Origin of the sequence: Kribbella sp. NPDC058693 (genome assembly GCF_042715335.1) — a bacterium.
Classification (GTDB): Bacteria; Actinomycetota; Actinomycetes; order Propionibacteriales; family Kribbellaceae; genus Kribbella; species Kribbella jiaozuonensis.
This window is the reverse complement of record NZ_JBHXSQ010000005.1, coordinates 462,364-482,087: the sequence shown is the minus strand read 5'-3', so window position 1 is coordinate 482,087 and position 19,724 is coordinate 462,364. Positions and strand designations below refer to the sequence as shown.

The window sequence follows — 19,724 nt, the reverse complement described above, 5'->3', positions numbered from 1 at the left end:
TCCTGCCGCGCGCCGGTTCCGCCTGTCATGGGCGGGACCGGCGCGCGGTTTGTGTTGTCAGCGGTGGTTCCGAGAGGAGGAGTGCGAGATGTTCGAGGCAGTCGAGACGCTCAAGGCGGAGTACGCCGAGCTCGAGCGGCAGATGGCTCAGCCGGAGCTGCACTCCGACCAGGCCAACGCCCGCCGGGTCGGCAAGCGGTACGCCGCGCTGGCGCCGGTGGTTCGTACGTACGACGAGTGGCAGCAGACCGGGGACGACATCGAGGCCGCGCGGGAGTTGGCGCACGAGGACCCGGCGTTCGCCGAGGAGGCGACGCGGCTGACCGCCCGCCGCGACGAGCTGGCGGAGCGGCTGCAGACGCTGCTCGTGCCGCGGGACCCCAACGACGACAAGGACGCGATCCTCGAGATCAAGGCGGGTGAGGGCGGCGACGAGTCCGCACTGTTCGCCGGCGACCTGCTGAAGATGTACCTGAAGTACGCCGAGTCGCAGAACTGGAAGACCGAGGTGCTCGACTCGGCCGAGTCCGACCTGGGAGGGTACAAGTCGATCACGGTCGCGGTGAAGGCGAAAGGTACGCCGGAGCCGGGCGATGCGCCGTACGCGAAGCTGAAGTTCGAGGGCGGCGTGCATCGCGTGCAGCGGGTGCCGGTGACCGAGTCGCAGGGGCGGATCCACACGTCCGCGGCCGGCGTGCTGGTGCTGCCGGAGGCCGAGGACGTCGATGTCGAGATCGACCCGAACGACCTGCGGATCGACGTGTTCCGGTCGTCGGGTCCGGGCGGGCAGAGCGTGAACACGACGGACTCCGCCGTACGCATCACGCACCTGCCGACCGGCATCGTGGTGTCGATGCAGAACGAGAAGTCCCAGCTGCAGAACCGCGAGCAGGCGATGCGGGTACTGCGTTCGCGGCTGCTGGCTGCTGCGCAGGAGGCGGCTGATCAGGAGGCGTCGGACGCGCGTCGCTTGCAGATCAGGACGGTCGACCGGTCGGAGCGGGTCCGCACGTACAACTTCCCCGAGAACCGCTTCTCGGACCACCGCGTCGGCTACAAGGCCCACAACCTCGACCAGGTCCTTGGCGGCGAGCTGGAGCCCGTCATCACAGCCCTCACCGAGGCCGACCTGACCGCCCGCCTCGAGGCCGTCGAATCCCAGTGAGAACTCTGCTCGCGGAGGCTGCAGCGAAGCTGACTGCGGCTGGGGTGGCTTCGCCTGAGTACGACGCTGCTGAGTTGCTTGCGTTTGTCACTGGGTCGAGTCGGATGCATCTGGTTGAGCCGACGGTGGAGCAACTGCGGGCGTATGAGGAGTTGATTGCGCGCCGGGCGGCTCGGGAGCCGTTGCAGCATCTGACTGGTACGGCGGGGTTCCGGTATCGGGAGCTGGCGGTGGGGCCGGGGGTGTTTGTGCCGCGGCCGGAGACCGAGGTGATGGTCGGGTGGATGCTCGAGCGGATCGCCGGCGTGAAGAACCCGTTGGTGGTCGACCTCTGCTCCGGATCGGGCGCGATTGCGGGTGCCGTGGCGACCGAGCGACCGGACAGCATCGTGCATGCCGTCGAGTTGTCGCCCGAGGCATGTGTCTGGGCCCGACGGAATCTGGCGGGCACCGGCGCGGTCCTGCACGAGGGTGACATCGATGGTTGTCTGCCGGAGTTCGACGGGCAGGTGGACGCGGTGATCTCCAACCCGCCGTACATCCCGTTGACCGCCTGGGAGTCCGTCACCGCCGAGGTGCGCGACCACGACCCGGCGCTCGCACTCTGGTCCGGTGACGACGGCCTCGACGAGATCAAGGTCGTCGCCGCCACCGCGGCCCGCCTGCTCAAACCCGGCGGCTGGTTCGCCTGCGAACACGCCGACGTCCAGGGCGAGTCGGCCCCAGCCGTCTTCACCACCACCGCCTCCTTCACCGAAATCCGAGACCAACTAGACCTCGCCAACCGCCACCGCTTCACCACCGGCCGCCGAATCTAACGACTGTCGGCCATGTTCGTGAAGGTGATCACTCGTAGATCACCAACTCCGGGCGCGGTTTCAGCGCGAGCACCTGCGGTGGTGTCATCAACGGACCGTGTCGCGTGTCCTCGGTGTAGAAGAGTTTGAACCCGGCGTGCACAGCCGGCGGCAGGCTCGTCGTCAGCTTGACCCACGTCTTGAGCTTGTCCGTCCGAGCGCCGATCCCGTCGACCGACTTGATCGTGACCACGCCCGGATGCGGCTTCAGCGCCTTCTCGTTGCTGACGATCCGCGCTGACAGCTGATGGAACACGAACACCTTCTCGGGCAGGTCGTTCGCCGTCACCAGCCCCGAGAGGTACGCCGCGATGCTGTCGAGCTCCGCGCCCGTCGTATGCCCGAAGACCCGACCCGGCACCTGCCCCGGACCGACCGCCCACTCGGGATCGAACGCCAGCCCCACGTCCGGCTCCTTCAACCACCGCTCGAGCCGCTTCACCTCCGGCAGGATCTTCGCCCGCCCCGGCTGGATGTCGAGCAGCAGCAGCATCTTGTGCTTCCGCGCGACCGCCAGGTATTGCTCGATCGCCGAGTCCTCCAGCCGCCCGCGATACATCCCGTCCTTGCCGCGAGACCCACGAGCGACGACCGCGATCAGCTCCATCACCGGCTGCGGCGTCCGACCGGCCGCGTACGCCTGCGCCAGCTTCTCCAGCTTGGCCGCCTTCGCGTCGAGGTCCTTGTCCAGCGGCCCGAGCGCAGGCGATCCCGGCAGGCCGACGTACCCGACCAGTTGGTACTTCGGAAAGATCACCCGCCCGCCCCGCGGCAGCTCACCATCCGCCGGCGGAGGAGGCGGAGTCGCCGTACTGCGCACAGGTGTCGGCGACGGCGAGCCGGCCGGTGCGGGGGAGGGTGTGTCGCTGCAGGCCGCCAGGCACAGCAGTCCGACGGCCAGCACCCCACACACCTTCCGCACCGCACCAGCCAACCACACCACTCACGCAGCCGGGCTGGTCCGAGCGAGCCCACTGGCCGCGCGCAGGATCATCGACTCCTGTCCGTCGACGACCGCGAGCTCCATCGCCCGGGCGAAATGCGGCCGCGCGCGGGCGAGATCTCCCTTGGCGAGCAGCGTTTCGGCGAGCCGCACGTAAGCGTTCTGCTGCGACTCCGTCGAGTCGCTGTCCTGCGCCAGTTCGACCGCCTGGCGCCCGAAGTCGAGCGCCTCGTTCCACTGCCGCCGCCGCGCGTACGCCGTACCGAGGAAGGCGTAGGTGTAGATCAGGCTGTAGTCGGACCCACGTTCAACGCCGAGGTCGCGCGCGTTCGTCAATGCAGTGACGGCCTCGTCCACGCGGTCCAACTCGAGCAGACACTCGCCGATCCCGTTCAGTACTTCGGGCTGTACGCCGAGATCGCCCTGTGCCAGCGACTCCTGGTACGCCGTCAAGGCCTGCGCGAACTCCAGCCGATCGCTGTACGTCACCCCGAGATACGCCAGCACCCGCGCCGCGATGCTCCGGTCGTCCGCCTGCCGGGACGCCTGCAGCGCATCATCGAGTACGGCGAGAGCCTCCTCGTCCGGCCGCAGTTTCGCCTGGCTGTACCCGATCGACGCCAGCAACCGCGCCCGCAGCGTCAGGTCCGCGTTCTCCGGGAGCTTGTCTCGCGCCGCCAGCAGCGTCCGCAGACTCTCCTCCGCGCCCAACCGGTAACGCCCGAGACTGCCGATCGACAGCAGCACGCGAGACTCCGCCTCCGCATCACCCTCAGCCGCACGCAGGCTCAGCTGGTGCGCCTCGTCCAGCTCGTAGACCCGGCCACGCTGGAAGAAGCACGACGCCACCGACAGACCGGTCCGCCACACGTGCTCCAGCGCACCGCTCGACTCGGCGTACCGAATCGTCGCCAGCACGTTGGCGCCCTCAGCGTCGATCCACGCCAGTCCCTCTGCCACCGAGGCGAACTCAGGCAACCGGACCGTGGCCGGCTCCGGCAGCGGGTGCAGCCGACTGCCGAAGATCGCAGCACTCGCCTCAGCGGTCGCGTAGAGGTAGTAGTCCACCAAACGCCGTACTGCGTCCGGCTCCGGCGCCAGCGTCCGTGCGTACTGCCGCAGCAGGTCGTGGAACTGGAAACGCCCAGGACGCAGCTGCAGCAGCAGATTGGCGTCGACGAGCTGCTCCAGCAGGTCCTCTGCTTCCACCACGTCCAGATCGGCCAGTGCGGCAGCGGCGTACATCTCGATGTCCTGTCCGGTCATCGCACCGAGCAGACGGAACAGGCGCTGCTGGTCCGGCGGCAGACTGTCGTAGGACAAGGCGAATGCGGGGGAGACCCCGCCACTGTCCGTGCTGAGCTCGGCCAGCCGCCTGTCCTCGGCGTCGAGTCGTTTGGACAGGTGCTCGATCGTCCAGCTCGGCCGGTGCCGCAGACGCGCTCCAGCGACCCGGATTGCCAACGGGAGATGACCACACTGGCTCACCACCTCGGCCGCCGCGCCTGCTGAGCCTGCGCGGTCCGGTCCGACGATCTCCGCCAGCAACTCCCGCGCATCCTCAGGCAGCAGTACGTCGAGCGCCAGCCGTGCGGTCGCGTCCAGACCAGTCAGCTGCCGTCGACTCGTCACCAGCACGCCACAGCGCGGACCGCCCGCCAGCAACGGCCGCACGGCCGCACTGTCCGGCGCATTGTCGAGTACGACGAGGATGCGCCGCCCCGCCAACTCAGACCGCCACAGCGCAGCCCGCTCCTCGAGGTCCGCCGGGATCCGCTCAGCCGGGACGGACAGCGTGCGCAGCAACCGATCCACTGCCTGCAACGCCGACACCGGCTCATGCCCCGGCGTGTACCCGTGCAGATCGATGAACAGCCGCCCGTCCGGATACACGTCGCCCAGCTGCCGTGCAGCGCGCACAGCGAGCGCAGTCTTCCCAACACCCGCCATACCGTCGATCGCAACGACCGCAGGCCCTGCAGTGTGCAGTGCGTCGACCACCTGCTTCAGTACGTCGTCCCGCCCGACGAACGCGGCACCGTCGTAGGGCAGCTCGTCACGCACCGCTGGACGCGCAATTGGCTCGTCGTTCTGCAGGATCCGCTCGTGGATCGCACGCAGCTCCGGACCGGGCTCGACGCCGAGCTGCTCGATCAACTCCTGCCGTGTGCGCGCATACGTGTCGAGCGCTTCGGAGATCCGGCCGCTGCGCCAGTACGCGAGCATCAGCTGCCCGGCGAACTGCTCCCGCAGCCGGTCCTCCTCCACCAGCGCGACCAGCTCCGGCACGAGATCGCCGTACCGGCCGCGCTCGAGATCCAGCTCGATCCGCTCGGCCAGGACCTTCAAGCGCCGCTCGGTCAGCCGGTGGCGCTGCACGCTGAGGTAATGCCCGGCGAGACCGCTGAAAGGCTCGCCGGTGAACAGCTCCAGCGCCTCCGACAGCCTCGCCGCGGCCCGGTCCTTGTCCCGATCCGCATGACCAGCGCTGACGAGGCTCTCGAACCGCTCCAGGTCCGAAGCACCAGGAGCCAGCCGCAAGCTGTACCCGTCCCGTGTATGCACCAGCACGCCTTCCGGCAGCAACTTGCGCAGCCGATAGATGTACGGCGGAACGATCTTGGCGCCCGTCGACGGCGGCGCATCACTCCAGACGAGCTCGACCAACTCGTCGGCGGAGATGACCTGGTTCGGCCGCAGCGCCAGGACCGCGAGCAGAGTCTGCTGACGGATCGGCCCGAGATCGAGCCGGCGCTCACCGGCCCAACCGCGCAGCGGGCCCAGGAGGTCCAGCCGCAGGTCATCCGTCACGGTGCATAGTCTGTCAGCTACTGCTTGTTCTGCTCGAGGTAGGCGTCGATCTCGGTCAGCAGCGAGTCCTTCACCGATTCATCGGCGAACGACACCCGCACGGCGGTCTTCGCCAGCTCGGCGGCGCCGGTCGCGTCCAGGTCCAGCAGCTGCGACGCGACGACGTACTCGTTGCTGAGGTCGGTGCCGAACATCGGCGGGTCGTCGGAGTTGATCGTGACGACCAGGCCGGCGTCGACCATCGCGCGCAGCGGGTGGACGTCGTACGACGCGACCGCGCGGGTGGCGATGTTCGACGTCGGGCTGACCTCCAGCGGGATCCGGTGCTCGCGCAGGTACTCGACCAGCTCCGGATCCTGCATCGTCGACGTACCGTGCCCGATCCGCTCGGCCTTCAGCATCCGGACCGCGTCCCAGATCGTCTGCGGCCCGGTCGTCTCGCCCGCGTGCGGCACGCTGTGCAGCCCGGCCGCGATCGCCGCCTCGAAATGCGGCTGGAACTGCGGCCGCGGTACGCCGATCTCCGGGCCGCCGAGCCCGAAGCCGACCAGCCCCTCCGGACGGATCTTGGTCGCGATCCGCAGCGTCTCGTCGGCGGCCGGGATCCCTGCCTCACCGGAGATGTCGAAGATCCACCGCAGCACCAGGCCGAACTCCTTCTCGGCCGCGACCCGCGCGTCCTCGATCGCCTCGCAGAACGCCTCGGCCTGGATCCCGCGCACCACCGAGGTGTACGGCGTGACCGTGAGCTCGGCGTACCGGAGGTTCTGCTGCTCGGCCATCTCGCGGGCGATCTCGTACGTCAGCAGCCGCACGTCCTCCGGCGTCTTGATCAGCTCGACGACGGACAGGTAGATGTCGATGAAATGCGCGAAGTCGCTGAACTTGAAGTACTCCGTCAGCGCGCCCGGATCGGCCGGCACCGGCGATCCCGGGTGCCGCGCGGCGAGCTCGGCGACGATCCGCGGCGACGCGGACCCGACGTGGTGGACATGCAACTCGGCCTTCGGCAACCCGGCCAGGAACTCACGCGACACAGTCATGCCCGGGATCCTAAGAGAATTCGCGACCGAGCTGCCCGGAAGCTAACAATCCCTTGTCAGTTCTCAGGAGGTCCCGCATCGTGGGATCGGGTCCGCTCTACGGGCCCGGGTGGAGCCCTGGCGCCCAATGATGCGAGTATGCGGGGGTGAGTGTGTGTTTCGACTTCATCGGAGATGAACTCACGCCTGCCTTTCGTGCGGCAGCGCATGCCATCGCGGCCGGCGATCTAGTGGTTCTCCCCACTGACACGGTCTACGGAATCGCAGCGGACGCATTTAAAGCCAACGCGGTTCAGCGCTTGCTGGACGCGAAGGGCCGAGGTCGAGACATGCCACCGCCTGTCCTTATCCCGACTGTTGACGCGCTTGACTCTTTGACCGTCGATGTGCCTGACGTCGGCCGGGTTCTGTGCAAAGAGTTCTGGCCCGGGCCGCTCACCATCATCTGCCGCGCTCACGATGCCTTGTCCTGGGATCTTGGCGAGACGGATGGCACCGTCGCACTTCGGGTTCCGGACCACGAGAACACCCGTGAGCTACTGTCGCGGACGGGGCCGCTCGCTGTCAGTTCGGCGAACCTGTCTGGACTGCCGGCCGCTGTCGATATCGATGACGCGAGATCGCAGTTGCAGGAGGCCGTCGCGGTGTACTTGGACGGTGGTCCGGCCACAAGCGGTCAACCGTCGACGATCGTCGCGCTCACCGGAAACAAACCGCGCCTGGTCCGAGCTGGCGGGATTGATCTTAACGCGCTCCAGGAGATCGCCCCAGAGATCGAAATCGATCCGCCCGCTCGCCGACGGCGCAGGTCAGGCTGAAGGCTTACCCACCTTTGAGGTCAGGCCGAGCTGAGACATGTCCTCGGTTCCGAGCGTTTGAGACGTCGGCGCGAAATGTTGTGCGAACATCGCGACAGCGGGACCAAGCAGACGATCGCTCTCTGAGCCTGTCCAATTAGGATGCAGCGCCATCCGGAGAAACCTGACAGCAACTATCTTTTCGTCAAGGCGCTCAAGGGCTTCGCGGGTGTTCTGGAATAGGCGTGCGAAGATCAGGCATAGACTCAGAGTCGACGCGAGGACCAAAACGGCGGCTGCCGCGAAGTAGGCATCGGAATCGGCCGCGAACACGAGGATGTATGCGGCGGCGGCCATCGTAGCCAGGCCGCTGCAGATGACCGCAGCGAGTAGTCGCTGCGCGTCCCTTGCTTGTTGCTCTTTGCGGTCCTTGATTTCACGAACGAGTCGCTCCTCGAGTTGCGAGATGCTCTCGTCCAGTTGCTGGCGGTTCTCCGACCAATCGCCGCGAAAGCCGTGCTGGCGCGATTCGACGTCCTGGGCCAGCAGTTTCAACTCGTCCAAGGCGGTGGGCGCGTCAGACGCACCTGCCTCGACGACGGCAAGGAGTCGCTGGGCAGTCTCCTGTTCGTCATCACTCGCGAAGATGCTCGAAGCGACCAGTGCCGCATCACTTGCCGCGGCGCGGACCGGGTTCATGTCCATTCACTGACGTCCCGGAGGCTGTACCGTTCGAGGGCTCGAACAGAGCGCAGCAGTTTTTGCTCGGAAATCGATCCTTCTCGATGGATAACGAGAGACGGCCCATCACCTGTTCGGAGCATTGGTCTCGGCTCGACAACCGTGCTCAGTTCGCCTGCTCGAATCAGCGATCCACGCCGGATCGCTACCAATTCGCGGTGGATCTCTCTATTGTCCATTCCCTCTTGGACGATCTCGACGGCGTCGTCGAAGTTCTTGACCGCCGTGCCATTGCTATAGAGGATCGCCGAGGTCGTGAGCGGCATGTCGATCTCACTTGACAATCGGCTCTCAATGATCGATTCCGAGAAGCGGACGCCGATCTCATTGTTTGTGTTTAGCGCGCGAGATAGAGCCTGCCGTCGCTCGACCGACAGTCGTGTCGACATCGGTGCCACGATGGTTATTGGACCCGGCGTTTCCTGGTCAATCAGGTGTAAGGCACGCCGGTTGAACGAAACATAACGTTCGGCCATGACCTGTGTCCCGAAGGCCAAGGGAATCTTCTGATCGCCTTTGGACAATATGAGATTGACATCCCGACACACGCCGCGGACCATCGGAGCTCCCGCAAGTGCGTAGGACGTGTCGGACGGGACGACGCACAACCCCCCAGTCTTGAGCGTCTCGATCGTGTGGAACACGTCGCCATGGCGAAGCAGGCCGGACGTATGCAGCCTGAAGACTTCGACTTTCTTCGGCATGATTGCCCTGCCGTTCCATCCCTTGCCTGACCAGCTTCAGGCGACACGAGGCTACCGCAACTTGCCTCGAGATGTCCTGACGCATTGTGACGTCGCGTAAGAATCTTGCCAGCGCGCAGTCGAGAGTCTCAGTGGGGCCGAGTGGTGGCCGGACCGGCTCGGGTGACACCATGCCTCCGTGAGTGATCGCTACGAGTTCACGGGCGAGGAACTGGCTCCTGCGTTTCGCGCAGCTGTAGATGCCATCGAGGCGGGAGACCTAGTTGTCATGCCGACCGATACGGTGTATGGGGTGGCGGCCGATGCGTTCAAGTCCGATGCGGTCAGTCGGCTGCTTGAGGCGAAGGGCCACACCCGTCAACTGCCTCCCACTGTGCTGATCTCGGTGGTCGAGTCGCTGGACGCGCTCGCCACCGACGTACCGGACAACGGCCGCAAGCTCGCGCAGGAGTTCTGGCCCGGCCCGCTGACGCTGATCTGCCACGCGCAGACCTCGCTGATGTGGGACCTGGGGGAGACCCAGGGCACCGTCGCGCTGCGGGTCCCGGATCACGAGAACACCCGCGAGCTGCTGTCCCGGACCGGACCGCTCGCGGTCAGCTCGGCGAACAAGTCCGGTCAGCCCGCGGCGATGGACGTGTACGACGCCGAGGAGCAGCTGGCCGAGTCGGTCGCGGTCTACCTCGACGGCGGCCAGGTCACCGGCGGGGAGCCGTCGACGATCGTCGACGTCACCGGCGACACACCCCGGGTGGTCCGCGTCGGCGCCCTCTCGCTCGAGCAGCTGCGCGTCGTCGTACCCGAGGTAAGCACCGAGGACGACGAACCGAAGCCCGACGAGACCAAGCCGGACGAAGCCGAGCCAACTGATGAGCCGGTCGAGGCGTCCAAGTCCGAGAAGGACGACGAGGACACGACCGATCCCGATGCGAGGCCTGCGGACTAGTGCGCGAGTACCTGCTGGTCCTGTTCGTGGCGATGGCCACGACCTTCTTGCTGACCGGCGTGGCCCGGCAGATCGCGCTGCGGTACGGCGCGGTCGCCAAGGTCCGGGCCCGGGACGTGCACAAGGTACCGATCCCGTACTTCGGCGGCCTGTCGATCCTCGGCGGCCTGATCGCCGGGTTCGCGGTCGCTTCCAGCCTGCCGTTCCTGGGTAATAGCCTGCAGGTCGCGCACGACGCCCGGGCGATCCTGATCGGCGGCGTGGTGATCTGCGCGGTCGGCGTGGTCGACGACCTGTACGAGCTGGACGCGATCACCAAGCTGGCCGGTGAGGTGCTCGCAGTCGGCGTACTCGTTGTCCAAGGCATCCAGTTGTACTGGCTGCCGCTGCCCGGCGGGGTGATCTCGCCCTCACCGGCACAGCTGGCGGTCCTGACGGCCGGCATCCTGCTGGTCTCCTGCAACGCGGTGAACTTCGTCGACGGCCTGGACGGGCTCGCGGCCGGTGTCACCGCGATCGGCGCGACCGCGTTCTTCGCGTACTCGTACCTGCTGAACTTCCACGAGAACCTCGACCGGGCAACCACCTCGACGCTGATCACGGTCGCGCTGGCCGGCGCCTGCCTCGGCTTCCTGCCGCACAACTTCTTCCCCGCAAGGGTTTTCATGGGCGACTCCGGCGCCCTGCTGATCGGCCTGATGCTGGCCGCGTCGACGATCAGCCTGACCGGCCAGATGGACCCGAACGCCGTCCCGTACGAGGTCGGCGGCTCGAGCCTGCTGCCCGCACTGCTTCCGTTGGTGCTACCAATCGCCATCCTCGCGATCCCCGCGCTGGACCTGACGCTGGCCTACATCCGCCGTACCAAGGCCGGCCGCTCGCCGTTCGCGGCCGACAAGCAGCACCTCCACCACCGCCTGATGCAACGCGGCCACTCACACCGCCGCGCCGTCCTGCTGATGTACCTCTGGACCGCCCTCATCGCGTACGGCGTGGTGGTGCTCGGCCTGGTCCTGTACTGGTGGACGGCCCTGATCGTGCTGGCCGTCGCGGTCACCGCGGTCCTGCTCACGACCGGTCTTCCGAGGCGATCCCGGAAACCGCTCGCCAAGGTTTGATCCCCGCGGGCCGGGACCAGACCACTCACCTTCCTGGCATACCGATAAGGTGTGGCTGTACAGCGGGAGGGAACCTCGTTTTGCTGACTGTGCAGACTTTGTGCTAGTTTTCACAAGCACCAGCAAAGAACAGCGACACCCCTGACCCCGCCCACCCGACGAACTGGCCGCGAGCCAGTTTCGCCAGCAGGACGGAACCACCAGATGGCTCCTACGGCCCACAGCCCGAAAACCGCCGGACAAGCGACAAAGCACCCGGCGCTGGCAATGCTGCGTGGCGCGCTGATCGCCGCGCTGGTCGTCGGAGTCAACGCGACCGCGGTGTCCACGGTCGCGGCCGGTGTCGCCGGTCTCTGGGGCGCGCTGCTCGGCCTGCTGATGGTGATCGTCTTCTCCGGCGCCGGCCTGATCGCGCTGCACCTGTCCCGCAAGACTTCTCCGACCATGCAGCTCGCGGTCGCGATGGCGTCGTACACCGGCCGGATCGCGATCTTCGGCGGTCTGCTCGCGGTCGCGCTGAGCTCGGACAGCCTGGCCAGGCACGTGAATCTGACCGTGCTCGGCCTGGTCGCCCTGGTCGTCGTGATGGGCTGGATGGCCGGCGAGATCTGGGCCTGGTCCCGGCTCCGCGTGCCGATCTACGACCTCGACAAAGAGGTGACCGCATGAGCACCCTAGGTAACGATTTCCCTGCTGTGGTGGAGATTACGGGGCCCGATGTGACCGCATCTGTCGCCAACTGGTACGTTTCGGGTGCCAATGAGCGAGCATCAGGATCCGAAGCCATCACCCCCGAACTCGGGCGACGGCTGGCGGGTCCTGTCCTACTTGATCGGCGGTGTCCTGATCTACGGGGGCATCGGCTTCGGGCTGGATCGCCTCTTCGGTACCGAATTCTTGCTTCCGGTGGGCATCGTCCTCGGTGCCGGGCTCACCATCCTGATGCTGCACTTCCGGTACGGAAAGTCCTGATCCCTTCGGGGTACGGCGCGATCCGCACCGGGTCTGACGTTGTTGACCGCCATGCCCTGAGCCGCCCTGCCCTTACGTACAAGGCGTCCGACTTGAGCACGACGCGAGAGGAGACCCGGTGATTGCCGGCGTTCCGACCGAGTTCATCCCGCCCGGTCCCCAGAGCTTCGACACCCCGCCCATCATCGATGGCGTGGCCTGGTTCACCAAGCCTGTGCTGGTGGCCGCGCTGTCCGTCGTCGTGATCGCCTGGTTCTACTGGGGTGCGTCCCGTAAGTCCGCGATCGTCCCGAGCAAACTGCAGTTCGCGGGCGAGCTCGGCTACAACTTCGTCCGTAACTCGATCGCCCGCGACGCGATCGGCAGCCAGGAGTACATGAAGTACGTGCCGTACCTGTGCGGCCTGTTCTACTTCATCCTGCTGAACAACGTCGCCGGGACGATCCCGCTGGTCCAGTTCCCGACCTTCAGCCACATCGGCTGGGCGTACGTGGCCGCGATCATGAGCTGGGTCATCTACAACGCGGTCGGTGTCCGCAAGCACGGCGTCTGGGGCTACTTCAAGCACCAGACCATGCCGGCCGGCGTGCCGATCTGGCTGATGCCGCTGATGATCCCGATCGAGTTCATCTCGAACATCCTGGTCCGGCCGATCTCGCTGAGCCTGCGGTTGTTCGCCAACATGTTCGCCGGTCACATCCTGCTGCTGGTGTTCGTGCTCGGCGGCCACTACATGGTGTTCGAGTCGGGGAAGATCTTCCTCGGCGGCGTCGGCATCATCACGTTCATCATGGGCCTCGCGATCGCCGGGCTGGAGCTGTTCGTCCAGTGCATCCAGGCGTACATCTTCGTGGTGCTGACCGCGCAGTACATCGGCAGCGCCATCGCCGACGACCACTGATCCGCAGTACCCCCACCAGACCCGTAGTAACGGAAACCCGGATAGTCCCTATCCGTACCGAAAGGAAACACCTGAAATGGCTCTCGAGATTGCCGGCAACATCGCAGTCCTCGGCTACGGCCTCGCCGCGATCGGCCCGGGCGTCGGCGTCGGTCTGATCTTCGCTGCCGTCATCAACGGCACCGCGCGTCAGCCGGAGGCCCAGAGCAAGCTGCAGTCGATCGCGTGGATCGGCTTCGGCGTCACCGAGGTTCTGGCGATCATCGGTATCGCGCTCGCCTTCGTCTTCAAGGCCAGCTGACCCCTTTCCGGACTGACTGACAGGACGCAGACATGACGACGTTGGTGCTACCGCTCAGCGAGGCAGCCGGTGAGGACGTGAACCCGCTGCTGCCGCACACCCCAGAGATCATCTTTGGCTTCGTCTTCCTGGTCCTGCTGGCCATTCTCTTCGCCAAGGTCGTCGTCCCGAAGTTCGAGAAGGCGTACGCCGATCGGACCGCGGCCATCGAAGGCGGGATGGAAGAGGCCAAGCAGGCCCAGGCCGAGGCGAAGGCTGCTTTGGAGAAGTACAACGCGCAGCTGGCGGAGGCCCGCCAGGAGGCTGCGAAGATCCGCGAGGACGCCCGCGAGCAGGGTGCGGCGATCATCGCGGAGATGCGCGAGCAGGCGAACGTGGAGGCCGAGCGGATCGTCACGCACGCGCGCACCCAGATCGACGCCGAGCGGGCCCAGGCGGTCGCCTCGCTGCGCAGTGAGGTCGGCACGATGGCGACCACCCTGGCCGGCCGGATCGTCGGTGAGTCGCTCGAGGACGAGGCGCGTCAGCGTCGCACCGTCGAGCGCTTCCTGGCCGAGCTGGAGGAGTCGGAGTCGGCTCGTCAGGCCGTCGGAACGGACGGCTGATGCGCGGCGCGTCGCACGAGTCACTCGCCCGGGCCGAAGAGGCCCTGGCGGGCGTCACGGTGTCCGAAGGGCTGGGCGGCGAGCTGTTCTCGGTCGCCAAGCTGCTGGACGGTACCGGCGCGCTCCGGCGTGCGCTGACCGATCCGGCCCGGCCGCGGGACGCCCGGGTCGCCCTGGTGCAGCAGTTGTTCGGCGGCAAGATCTCCGCCCAGACGCAGGAGATCCTGTCCGTGGCCGCAGCCGGGCGCTGGGTCAGCAGCCGCGATCTCGCGGACGCGCTGGACCAGCTGAGCATCGAGGCCGAGGTCGCGTTCGCGGACGGCCGGCGCAAGCTGGACGACGTGGAGGACGAGCTGTTCCGGCTGGACCGGATCGTCGCGGCCGAGCGGGGACTGAGCGAGACGCTCAGCGACCGCAGGATCCCCGTCGACGCCCGGCAGGAACTGCTCGGCGGACTGCTGCAGGGCAAGGCCGACGCCGTCACGGTGCGGCTGGCCGAGCGTGCGGTGGACGGCCGGGGCCGCAGCTTCGCCGCTGCGATGCGGTCGTACCAGGTCGCCGCGGCGGCCCGGCGCAACGCCAGCATCGCGACCGTGCGGGTGGCAGCCGACCTGAGCGAGGCCGAACGTACCCGGCTCGCGACGGCGCTCGGACGGCAGTACGGCCGGGACATCCAGCTGAACGTGATCGTCGACCCGAACGTGGTCGGCGGCGTCCGGGTGGACATCGGCGACGAAGTGATCGACGGAACCATCGCGGCCAGGCTCGACGAAGCGCAACGGCGCATCGCGGGCTGAACCCCCTTAACGACATACAGCGGCGCTAAGGGTCGGGAAAGCCTTTAGAGCCACAACAGGCCAGCAAGGGTCAAGGAAGCAGGAAACACAATGGCTGAGCTCACGATCAGGCCGGAGGAGATCCGGGACGCCCTGGATCGGTTCGTCACCGAGTACCAACCGGCCGAGACGGCCGCCGAAGAGGTCGGCACCGTCGTCGACGCGGGTGACGGTATCGCGCACGTCGAGGGTCTGCCCTCGGCGATGACCAACGAGCTGCTCGAGTTCGAGGACGGCACCCGGGGGATCGCGCTGAACCTGGACGTCCGCGACATCGGTGTCGTCGTACTCGGTGAGTTCGACGGGATCGAGGAGGGCCAGCAGGTCCGCCGTACCGGCCAGGTGCTGTCGGTGCCGGTCGGCGAGGGCTACCTCGGCCGGGTCGTCGACCCGCTGGGCAAGCCGATCGACGGTCTGGGCGAGATCCAGGGCATCGAGGGCGACCGCGCGCTGGAGCTGCAGGCGGCCGGCGTGATGGACCGTCAGGAGGTCCGCCAGCCGCTGCAGACCGGTATCAAGGCGATCGACGGGATGATCCCGATCGGCCGCGGTCAGCGCGAGCTGATCATCGGCGACCGCAAGACCGGCAAGACCGCGATCGCGATCGACACGATCATCAACCAGAAGGCGAACTGGGAGTCCGGCGACCCGGACAAGCAGGTCCGCTGCATCTACGTCGCCATCGGCCAGAAGGGCTCGACGATCGCCGCTGTGCGCGGTTCGCTCGAAGAGGCCGGCGCGATGGAGTACACGACGATCGTCGCTTCCCCGGCGTCCGACCCGGCCGGCTTCAAGTACGTCGCGCCGTACACCGGCTCGGCCATCGGCCAGCACTGGATGTACCAGGGCAAGCACGTGCTGATCGTCTTCGACGACCTGACCAAGCAGGCCGAGGCGTACCGCGCGATGTCGCTGCTGCTGCGCCGCCCGCCGGGCCGCGAGGCGTACCCGGGTGACGTCTTCTACCTGCACAGCCGGCTGCTGGAGCGCTGCGCGAAGCTGTCCGACGAGCTCGGCGCGGGCTCGATGACCGGTCTGCCGATCATCGAGACCAAGGCCAACGACGTCTCGGCGTTCATCCCGACCAACGTCATCTCGATCACCGACGGCCAGATCTTCCTGCAGTCGGACCTGTTCAACGCCAACATCCGGCCGGCCATCGACGTCGGTATCTCGGTCTCCCGGGTCGGCGGCGCCGCGCAGGTCAAGGGCATGAAGAACGTGTCCGGCTCGCTGAAGATCGACCTGGCCCAGTTCCGTGCGATGGAGGCGTTCGCGATGTTCGCGTCCGACCTCGACGCCACCTCCCGCCGGCAGCTCGACCGCGGTCAGCGGCTGGTCCAGCTGCTGCGTCAGCCGCAGTACTCGCCGTACCCGGTGGAGGACCAGATCGTCTCCATCTGGTCCGGTACCCGCGGCCACTTCGACGACGTACCGGTCAACGACGTACTCCGCTTCGAGCGGGACTTCCTGGACTACCTGCGGCGCGAGAGCAAGGTGCTCGAGGGTATCCGCGAGTCCGGCCTGTTCGGCGACGACGAGGCGCAGGCCGTCACCGACGCGCTGGAGGCGTTCAAGCCGACGTTCCAGACCTCCGAGGGCACCCTGCTGGGTACCGAGGCCGAGGCCGAGGCGATGGACGAAGAGGACGTCGAGCAGGAGCAGATCGTCAAGCAGAAGCGGGGCTGACCGATGCCGGCCAACTTGCGGGAGCTTCGTGATCGGAAGGCCTCGGTCTCCACGATCAAGAAGCTCACCCGTGCGATGGAGCTCATCGCGGCGTCCCGGATCGTCAAGGCGCAGCAGCGCGCCCAGGCGGCCGGTCCGTACGCGCGTGAGCTCACCCGCGCCGTGTCGGCGGTGGCGACGTTCTCGAACGTCGACCACCCGCTGACCACCGAGAAGCCGAACCCGAAGCGGGCCGCGGTACTGCTGATCACCTCCGACCGCGGTCAGGCCGGTGCGTACTCGGCGAACGTGATCCGCGAAGGGGAGCGGCTGCACCAGATGCTGCGCGAGGACGAGAAGGAGATCGTCTCGTTCCTCAGCGGCCGTAAGGGCATCGCGTACTACCACTTCCGGCAGCGTGACGTCGCCGATTCGTGGAGCGGTGACTCCGATGCGCCGTCGTTCGCCCGCGCCCGGGAGATCGCCGACGCCCTGATCGAGTCCTTCCTGACCCCGACCGAGGAGGGCGGCGTGGACGAGATCCACATCGTCTTCACCCGGTTCGTGTCGATGCTGACCCAGCGCCCGGACGTGATCCGGCTGCTGCCGTTGGAGGTCGTCGAGGGCGAGGAGGCGCCGGCGGCGGACGACGTGCTGCCGCTGTACGAGTTCGAGCCGTCCGCCGAAGAGGTGCTCGACGGACTGCTGCCGAAGTACGTCGCCAGCCGGATCCACTACTGCATGCTGCAGGCAGCGGCCTCCGAGCTGGCCAACCGGCAGCGGGCGATGAAGTCCGCGACCGACAACGCGCAGGACCTGATCGAGAGCCTGACCCGGGACCTGAACCAGGCCCGGCAGGCGCAAATTACCCAGGAAATCAGCGAGATCGTCGGTGGCGCCAGCGCGCTGGCCGACGCGAGCGCCGGGAGCGAGTGAGAGAGATGACTGCCACGGTTACCGAGAAGAACAACGAGGCGGGTGCCACCGGCACCGGTCGCGTCGCCCGGGTGATCGGCCCGGTCGTCGACGTCGAGTTCCCTGTGGACGCGATGCCGGACATGTACAACGCGCTCGAGGTGGACATCACCCTGGGCGACCTGACCCAGACGATCACCCTCGAGGTGGCGCTGCACGTCGGCGACAACATCGTCCGGGCGATCTCGATGAAGCCCACCGACGGCCTGGTCCGCGGCGCCGAGGTGCGCGACACCGGCGCGGCGATCTCCGTGCCGGTCGGCGACGTCACCAAGGGCCGGGTCTGGTCCGTGACCGGCAAGTGCCTGAACCAGGACGAGTCCGAGTTCGAGATCACCGAGCGCTGGCCGATCCACCGCAAGGCGCCGGCCTTCGACCAGCTCGAGTCCAAGACCGAGATGCTGGAGACCGGCATCAAGGTGCTCGACCTGCTCACGCCGTACGTGCAGGGCGGCAAGATCGGTCTGTTCGGCGGTGCGGGTGTCGGCAAGACCGTTCTGATCCAGGAGATGATCTACCGGATCGCCCACAACTTCGGTGGTACGTCGGTGTTCGCCGGCGTGGGCGAGCGGACCCGTGAGGGCAACGACCTCATCAACGAGATGGAAGAGGCCGGCGTCTTCAAGGACACCGCACTGGTGTTCGGCCAGATGGACGAGCCGCCGGGCACGCGGCTGCGCGTCGCGCTGTCGGCGCTGACGATGGCGGAGTACTTCCGCGACGTCAAGCAGCAGGACGTGCTGCTGTTCATCGACAACATCTTCCGGTTCACCCAGGCCGGTTCCGAGGTCTCCACGCTGCTCGGCCGGATGCCGAGCGCGGTCGGTTACCAGCCGAACCTCGCCGACGAGATGGGCGTGCTGCAGGAGCGGATCACGTCGACCCGCGGTCACTCGATCACCTCGATGCAGGCGATCTACGTGCCCGCCGACGACTACACCGACCCGGCGCCGGCCACCACGTTCGCGCACCTGGACGCGACCACCGAGCTCTCGCGTGACATCGCCGCCCGGGGTCTGTACCCGGCCGTCGACCCGCTGACCTCGACGTCGCGGATCCTCGACCCGCAGTACATCGGCCAGGAGCACTACGACGTGGCCGTCCGGGTGAAGCAGATCCTGCAGAAGAACAAGGAACTGCAGGACATCATCGCGATCCTCGGTGTCGACGAGCTCTCCGAAGAGGACAAGATCACCGTCGCGCGGGCGCGCCGGATCGAGCAGTTCCTCTCGCAGAACACCTACATGGCGGAGAAGTTCACCAACATCCCGGGTTCGACCGTGCCGCTGAAGGACACGATCGAGTCGTTCAAGAAGATCACCGAGGGCGAGTACGACCACGTCGCCGAGCAGGCCTTCTTCAACGTCGGTTCACTCGAGGACGTCGACCGCAAGTGGGCCGAGCTGCAGAAGGAAAACTGAGATGGCTGACCACTTGGAGGTGGCGCTCGTCGCCGCCGAGCGGACGGTCTGGCAGGGGCAGGCGAAGATCGTCATCGCCCGGACCACGGACGGTGACGTCGGCATCCTGCCCGGCCACGCGCCGTTGCTGGGTCTGCTGCAGGGCGGCACCGTCCAGGTGCGGACCGTCGACGACGAGTACTTCGTCGCGGCCGCGCCGGACGGCTTCATCTCGGTCGCCAACAACCGGGTCTCGATCCTGGCCGAGAACGCCGAGATGGGTCACGACATCGACCTGGAAGAGGCCCGGCGCGAGCTCGAGGAGGCGATGGCGGCCGGCCTGGCCGACGCCGACGCCGACGAGGTGCGACTCGCCGAGGCCAGGGTCCGGGCCGCCGAGCAGACGTCCTGATCCTCCTGCCATAATCGAATATCGTCACTGACAGTACGGTTCTCCTCCGGTGCCCGGGGTGTACCGGACATCGGGCACCGGAAAGGGTCGGCAAGGTATGAGGACAGTCCTCGACGTCGTCGGGGTTTGTCTGCTTGCCGCCGTACTGTTCATCGTGCTTGTCGCGTTCCGCCGTCGCTGGTTGTCCAGGGACGGCGGAACTTTTGATTGCAGCCTCCAGCTCGCCGAGAAGGAGCACGGCCGCGGCTGGGCCCTCGGCCTGGCCCGCTACGTCGGCGACGAGCTGCAGTGGTTCCGCGTCTTCAGCCTGGCCTGGTGGCCCAAGCTCGTCGTCAACCGCCGCCAGCTCGACGGCATCGCCACCCGCCGCCCGATGGGCAACGAGCCGCTCGTGACGTACGCCGGCCACGTCATCGTCGACGCCGACCTGCACGAGCGCACCGTCCACTTCGCCATGACCGAAGAAGCCCTCACCGGCGTCCTGGCCTGGATGGAATCCGCACCTCCCAGCACCCAGACCTACCTGTAG

21 protein-coding genes are annotated in these 19,724 nt (G+C 67.1%); 16 read left to right on the top strand and 5 right to left on the bottom strand.

Going from position 1 to position 19,724, the window contains the following annotated elements; genetic code table 11:
- Nucleotides 1-88 precede the first annotated feature (88 nt).
- Together prfA and prmC are read left to right on the top strand one after the other, a co-directional pair.
- Nucleotides 89-1,165, top strand: coding sequence for a peptide chain release factor 1 (gene prfA / locus ACFWUU_RS36560; protein WP_380182717.1), 1,077 nt, complete (start codon nt 89-91; stop codon nt 1,163-1,165).
- The gene (gene prmC, locus ACFWUU_RS36555; RefSeq protein WP_380182904.1) at nt 1,156-1,983 is read left to right on the top strand and encodes a peptide chain release factor N(5)-glutamine methyltransferase; all 828 of its coding nucleotides are present in this window, start codon (nt 1,156-1,158) and stop codon (nt 1,981-1,983) included. The genes prfA and prmC overlap by 10 nt, the downstream gene beginning before the upstream one ends.
- A 28-nt stretch (nt 1,984-2,011) precedes the next feature.
- On the opposite strand, the gene ACFWUU_RS36550 is transcribed toward prmC, so the two are convergent.
- Genes ACFWUU_RS36550 through ACFWUU_RS36540 form a run of 3 tightly spaced genes read right to left on the bottom strand, consistent with a single transcriptional unit; the run spans nt 2,012 to nt 6,819 of the window.
- Entirely contained in the window at nt 2,012-2,926 is a 915-nt protein-coding gene (locus tag ACFWUU_RS36550) for a hypothetical protein (RefSeq protein ID WP_380182715.1), read from the bottom strand.
- Nucleotides 2,927-2,965: 39 nt separating this feature from the next.
- Entirely contained in the window at nt 2,966-5,776 is a 2,811-nt protein-coding gene (locus tag ACFWUU_RS36545) for a BTAD domain-containing putative transcriptional regulator (protein WP_380182713.1), read from the bottom strand.
- Nucleotides 5,777-5,793: 17 nt separating this feature from the next.
- Nucleotides 5,794-6,819 (bottom strand): adenosine deaminase, encoded by a 1,026-nt coding sequence (locus ACFWUU_RS36540; protein ID WP_380182711.1) that lies wholly within the window; start codon nt 6,817-6,819, stop codon nt 5,794-5,796.
- Nucleotides 6,820-6,965: 146 nt separating this feature from the next.
- On the opposite strand from ACFWUU_RS36540, the gene ACFWUU_RS36535 reads away from it, so the two are divergent.
- On the top strand, nt 6,966-7,637 hold the full coding sequence (locus ACFWUU_RS36535) for an L-threonylcarbamoyladenylate synthase (protein WP_380182709.1): 672 nt from the start codon (nt 6,966-6,968) through the stop codon (nt 7,635-7,637).
- Here ACFWUU_RS36535 and ACFWUU_RS36530 read toward each other — a convergent pair.
- A complete protein-coding gene (locus ACFWUU_RS36530; RefSeq protein WP_380182707.1) occupies nt 7,629-8,321 on the bottom strand; it encodes a hypothetical protein in 693 nt (230 codons plus the stop codon). The two genes, ACFWUU_RS36535 and ACFWUU_RS36530, sit on opposite strands and share 9 nt — an antisense overlap.
- Nucleotides 8,312-9,061, bottom strand: a complete 750-nt coding sequence (locus tag ACFWUU_RS36525; RefSeq protein ID WP_380182706.1) for an L-threonylcarbamoyladenylate synthase — start codon at nt 9,059-9,061, stop codon at nt 8,312-8,314. The genes ACFWUU_RS36530 and ACFWUU_RS36525 overlap by 10 nt, the downstream gene beginning before the upstream one ends.
- Nucleotides 9,062-9,239: 178 nt before the next feature.
- On the opposite strand from ACFWUU_RS36525, the gene ACFWUU_RS36520 reads away from it, so the two are divergent.
- The 13 genes from ACFWUU_RS36520 to ACFWUU_RS36460 all read left to right on the top strand — a co-directional run bounded on the left by ACFWUU_RS36520 (nt 9,240) and on the right by ACFWUU_RS36460 (nt 19,724).
- Nucleotides 9,240-10,007, top strand: coding sequence for an L-threonylcarbamoyladenylate synthase (locus tag ACFWUU_RS36520; RefSeq protein WP_380182705.1), 768 nt, complete (start codon nt 9,240-9,242; stop codon nt 10,005-10,007).
- Nucleotides 10,007-11,125 carry a glycosyltransferase family 4 protein gene (locus ACFWUU_RS36515; RefSeq protein ID WP_130448638.1) on the top strand — a complete coding sequence of 373 codons (1,119 nt, stop codon included), beginning with the start codon at nt 10,007-10,009 and terminating at the stop codon, nt 11,123-11,125. Before ACFWUU_RS36520 ends, ACFWUU_RS36515 begins: the two co-directional genes overlap by 1 nt.
- A gap of 204 nt (nt 11,126-11,329) precedes the next feature.
- Nucleotides 11,330-11,794, top strand: a complete 465-nt coding sequence (locus ACFWUU_RS36510) for a hypothetical protein (RefSeq protein ID WP_137259510.1) — start codon at nt 11,330-11,332, stop codon at nt 11,792-11,794.
- A gap of 90 nt (nt 11,795-11,884) precedes the next feature.
- Nucleotides 11,885-12,097 (top strand): hypothetical protein, encoded by a 213-nt coding sequence (locus ACFWUU_RS36505; RefSeq protein WP_137259509.1) that lies wholly within the window; start codon nt 11,885-11,887, stop codon nt 12,095-12,097.
- Nucleotides 12,098-12,215: 118 nt separating this feature from the next.
- A complete protein-coding gene (gene atpB, locus ACFWUU_RS36500; RefSeq protein WP_137259508.1) occupies nt 12,216-12,998 on the top strand; it encodes a F0F1 ATP synthase subunit A in 783 nt (260 codons plus the stop codon).
- Nucleotides 12,999-13,074: 76 nt separating this feature from the next.
- Entirely contained in the window at nt 13,075-13,299 is a 225-nt protein-coding gene (gene atpE / locus ACFWUU_RS36495) for an ATP synthase F0 subunit C (RefSeq protein WP_130448646.1), read from the top strand.
- 32 nt (nt 13,300-13,331) lie between these two features.
- A complete protein-coding gene (locus tag ACFWUU_RS36490) occupies nt 13,332-13,904 on the top strand; it encodes a F0F1 ATP synthase subunit B (RefSeq protein ID WP_137259507.1) in 573 nt (190 codons plus the stop codon).
- A complete protein-coding gene (locus ACFWUU_RS36485; RefSeq protein WP_137259506.1) occupies nt 13,904-14,701 on the top strand; it encodes a F0F1 ATP synthase subunit delta in 798 nt (265 codons plus the stop codon). Before ACFWUU_RS36490 ends, ACFWUU_RS36485 begins: the two co-directional genes overlap by 1 nt.
- A gap of 90 nt (nt 14,702-14,791) precedes the next feature.
- The gene (gene atpA, locus ACFWUU_RS36480; protein WP_137259505.1) at nt 14,792-16,429 is read left to right on the top strand and encodes a F0F1 ATP synthase subunit alpha; all 1,638 of its coding nucleotides are present in this window, start codon (nt 14,792-14,794) and stop codon (nt 16,427-16,429) included.
- 3 nt (nt 16,430-16,432) lie between these two features.
- Nucleotides 16,433-17,344 carry a F0F1 ATP synthase subunit gamma gene (locus tag ACFWUU_RS36475; protein ID WP_380182703.1) on the top strand — a complete coding sequence of 304 codons (912 nt, stop codon included), beginning with the start codon at nt 16,433-16,435 and terminating at the stop codon, nt 17,342-17,344.
- Between the two features lie 5 nt (nt 17,345-17,349).
- Nucleotides 17,350-18,804 (top strand): F0F1 ATP synthase subunit beta, encoded by a 1,455-nt coding sequence (atpD, locus tag ACFWUU_RS36470; protein ID WP_380182700.1) that lies wholly within the window; start codon nt 17,350-17,352, stop codon nt 18,802-18,804.
- Between the two features lies 1 nt (nt 18,805).
- Nucleotides 18,806-19,195 (top strand): F0F1 ATP synthase subunit epsilon, encoded by a 390-nt coding sequence (locus ACFWUU_RS36465; protein WP_137259502.1) that lies wholly within the window; start codon nt 18,806-18,808, stop codon nt 19,193-19,195.
- Between the two features lie 97 nt (nt 19,196-19,292).
- The gene (locus tag ACFWUU_RS36460) at nt 19,293-19,724 is read left to right on the top strand and encodes a DUF2550 domain-containing protein (RefSeq protein ID WP_137259501.1); all 432 of its coding nucleotides are present in this window, start codon (nt 19,293-19,295) and stop codon (nt 19,722-19,724) included.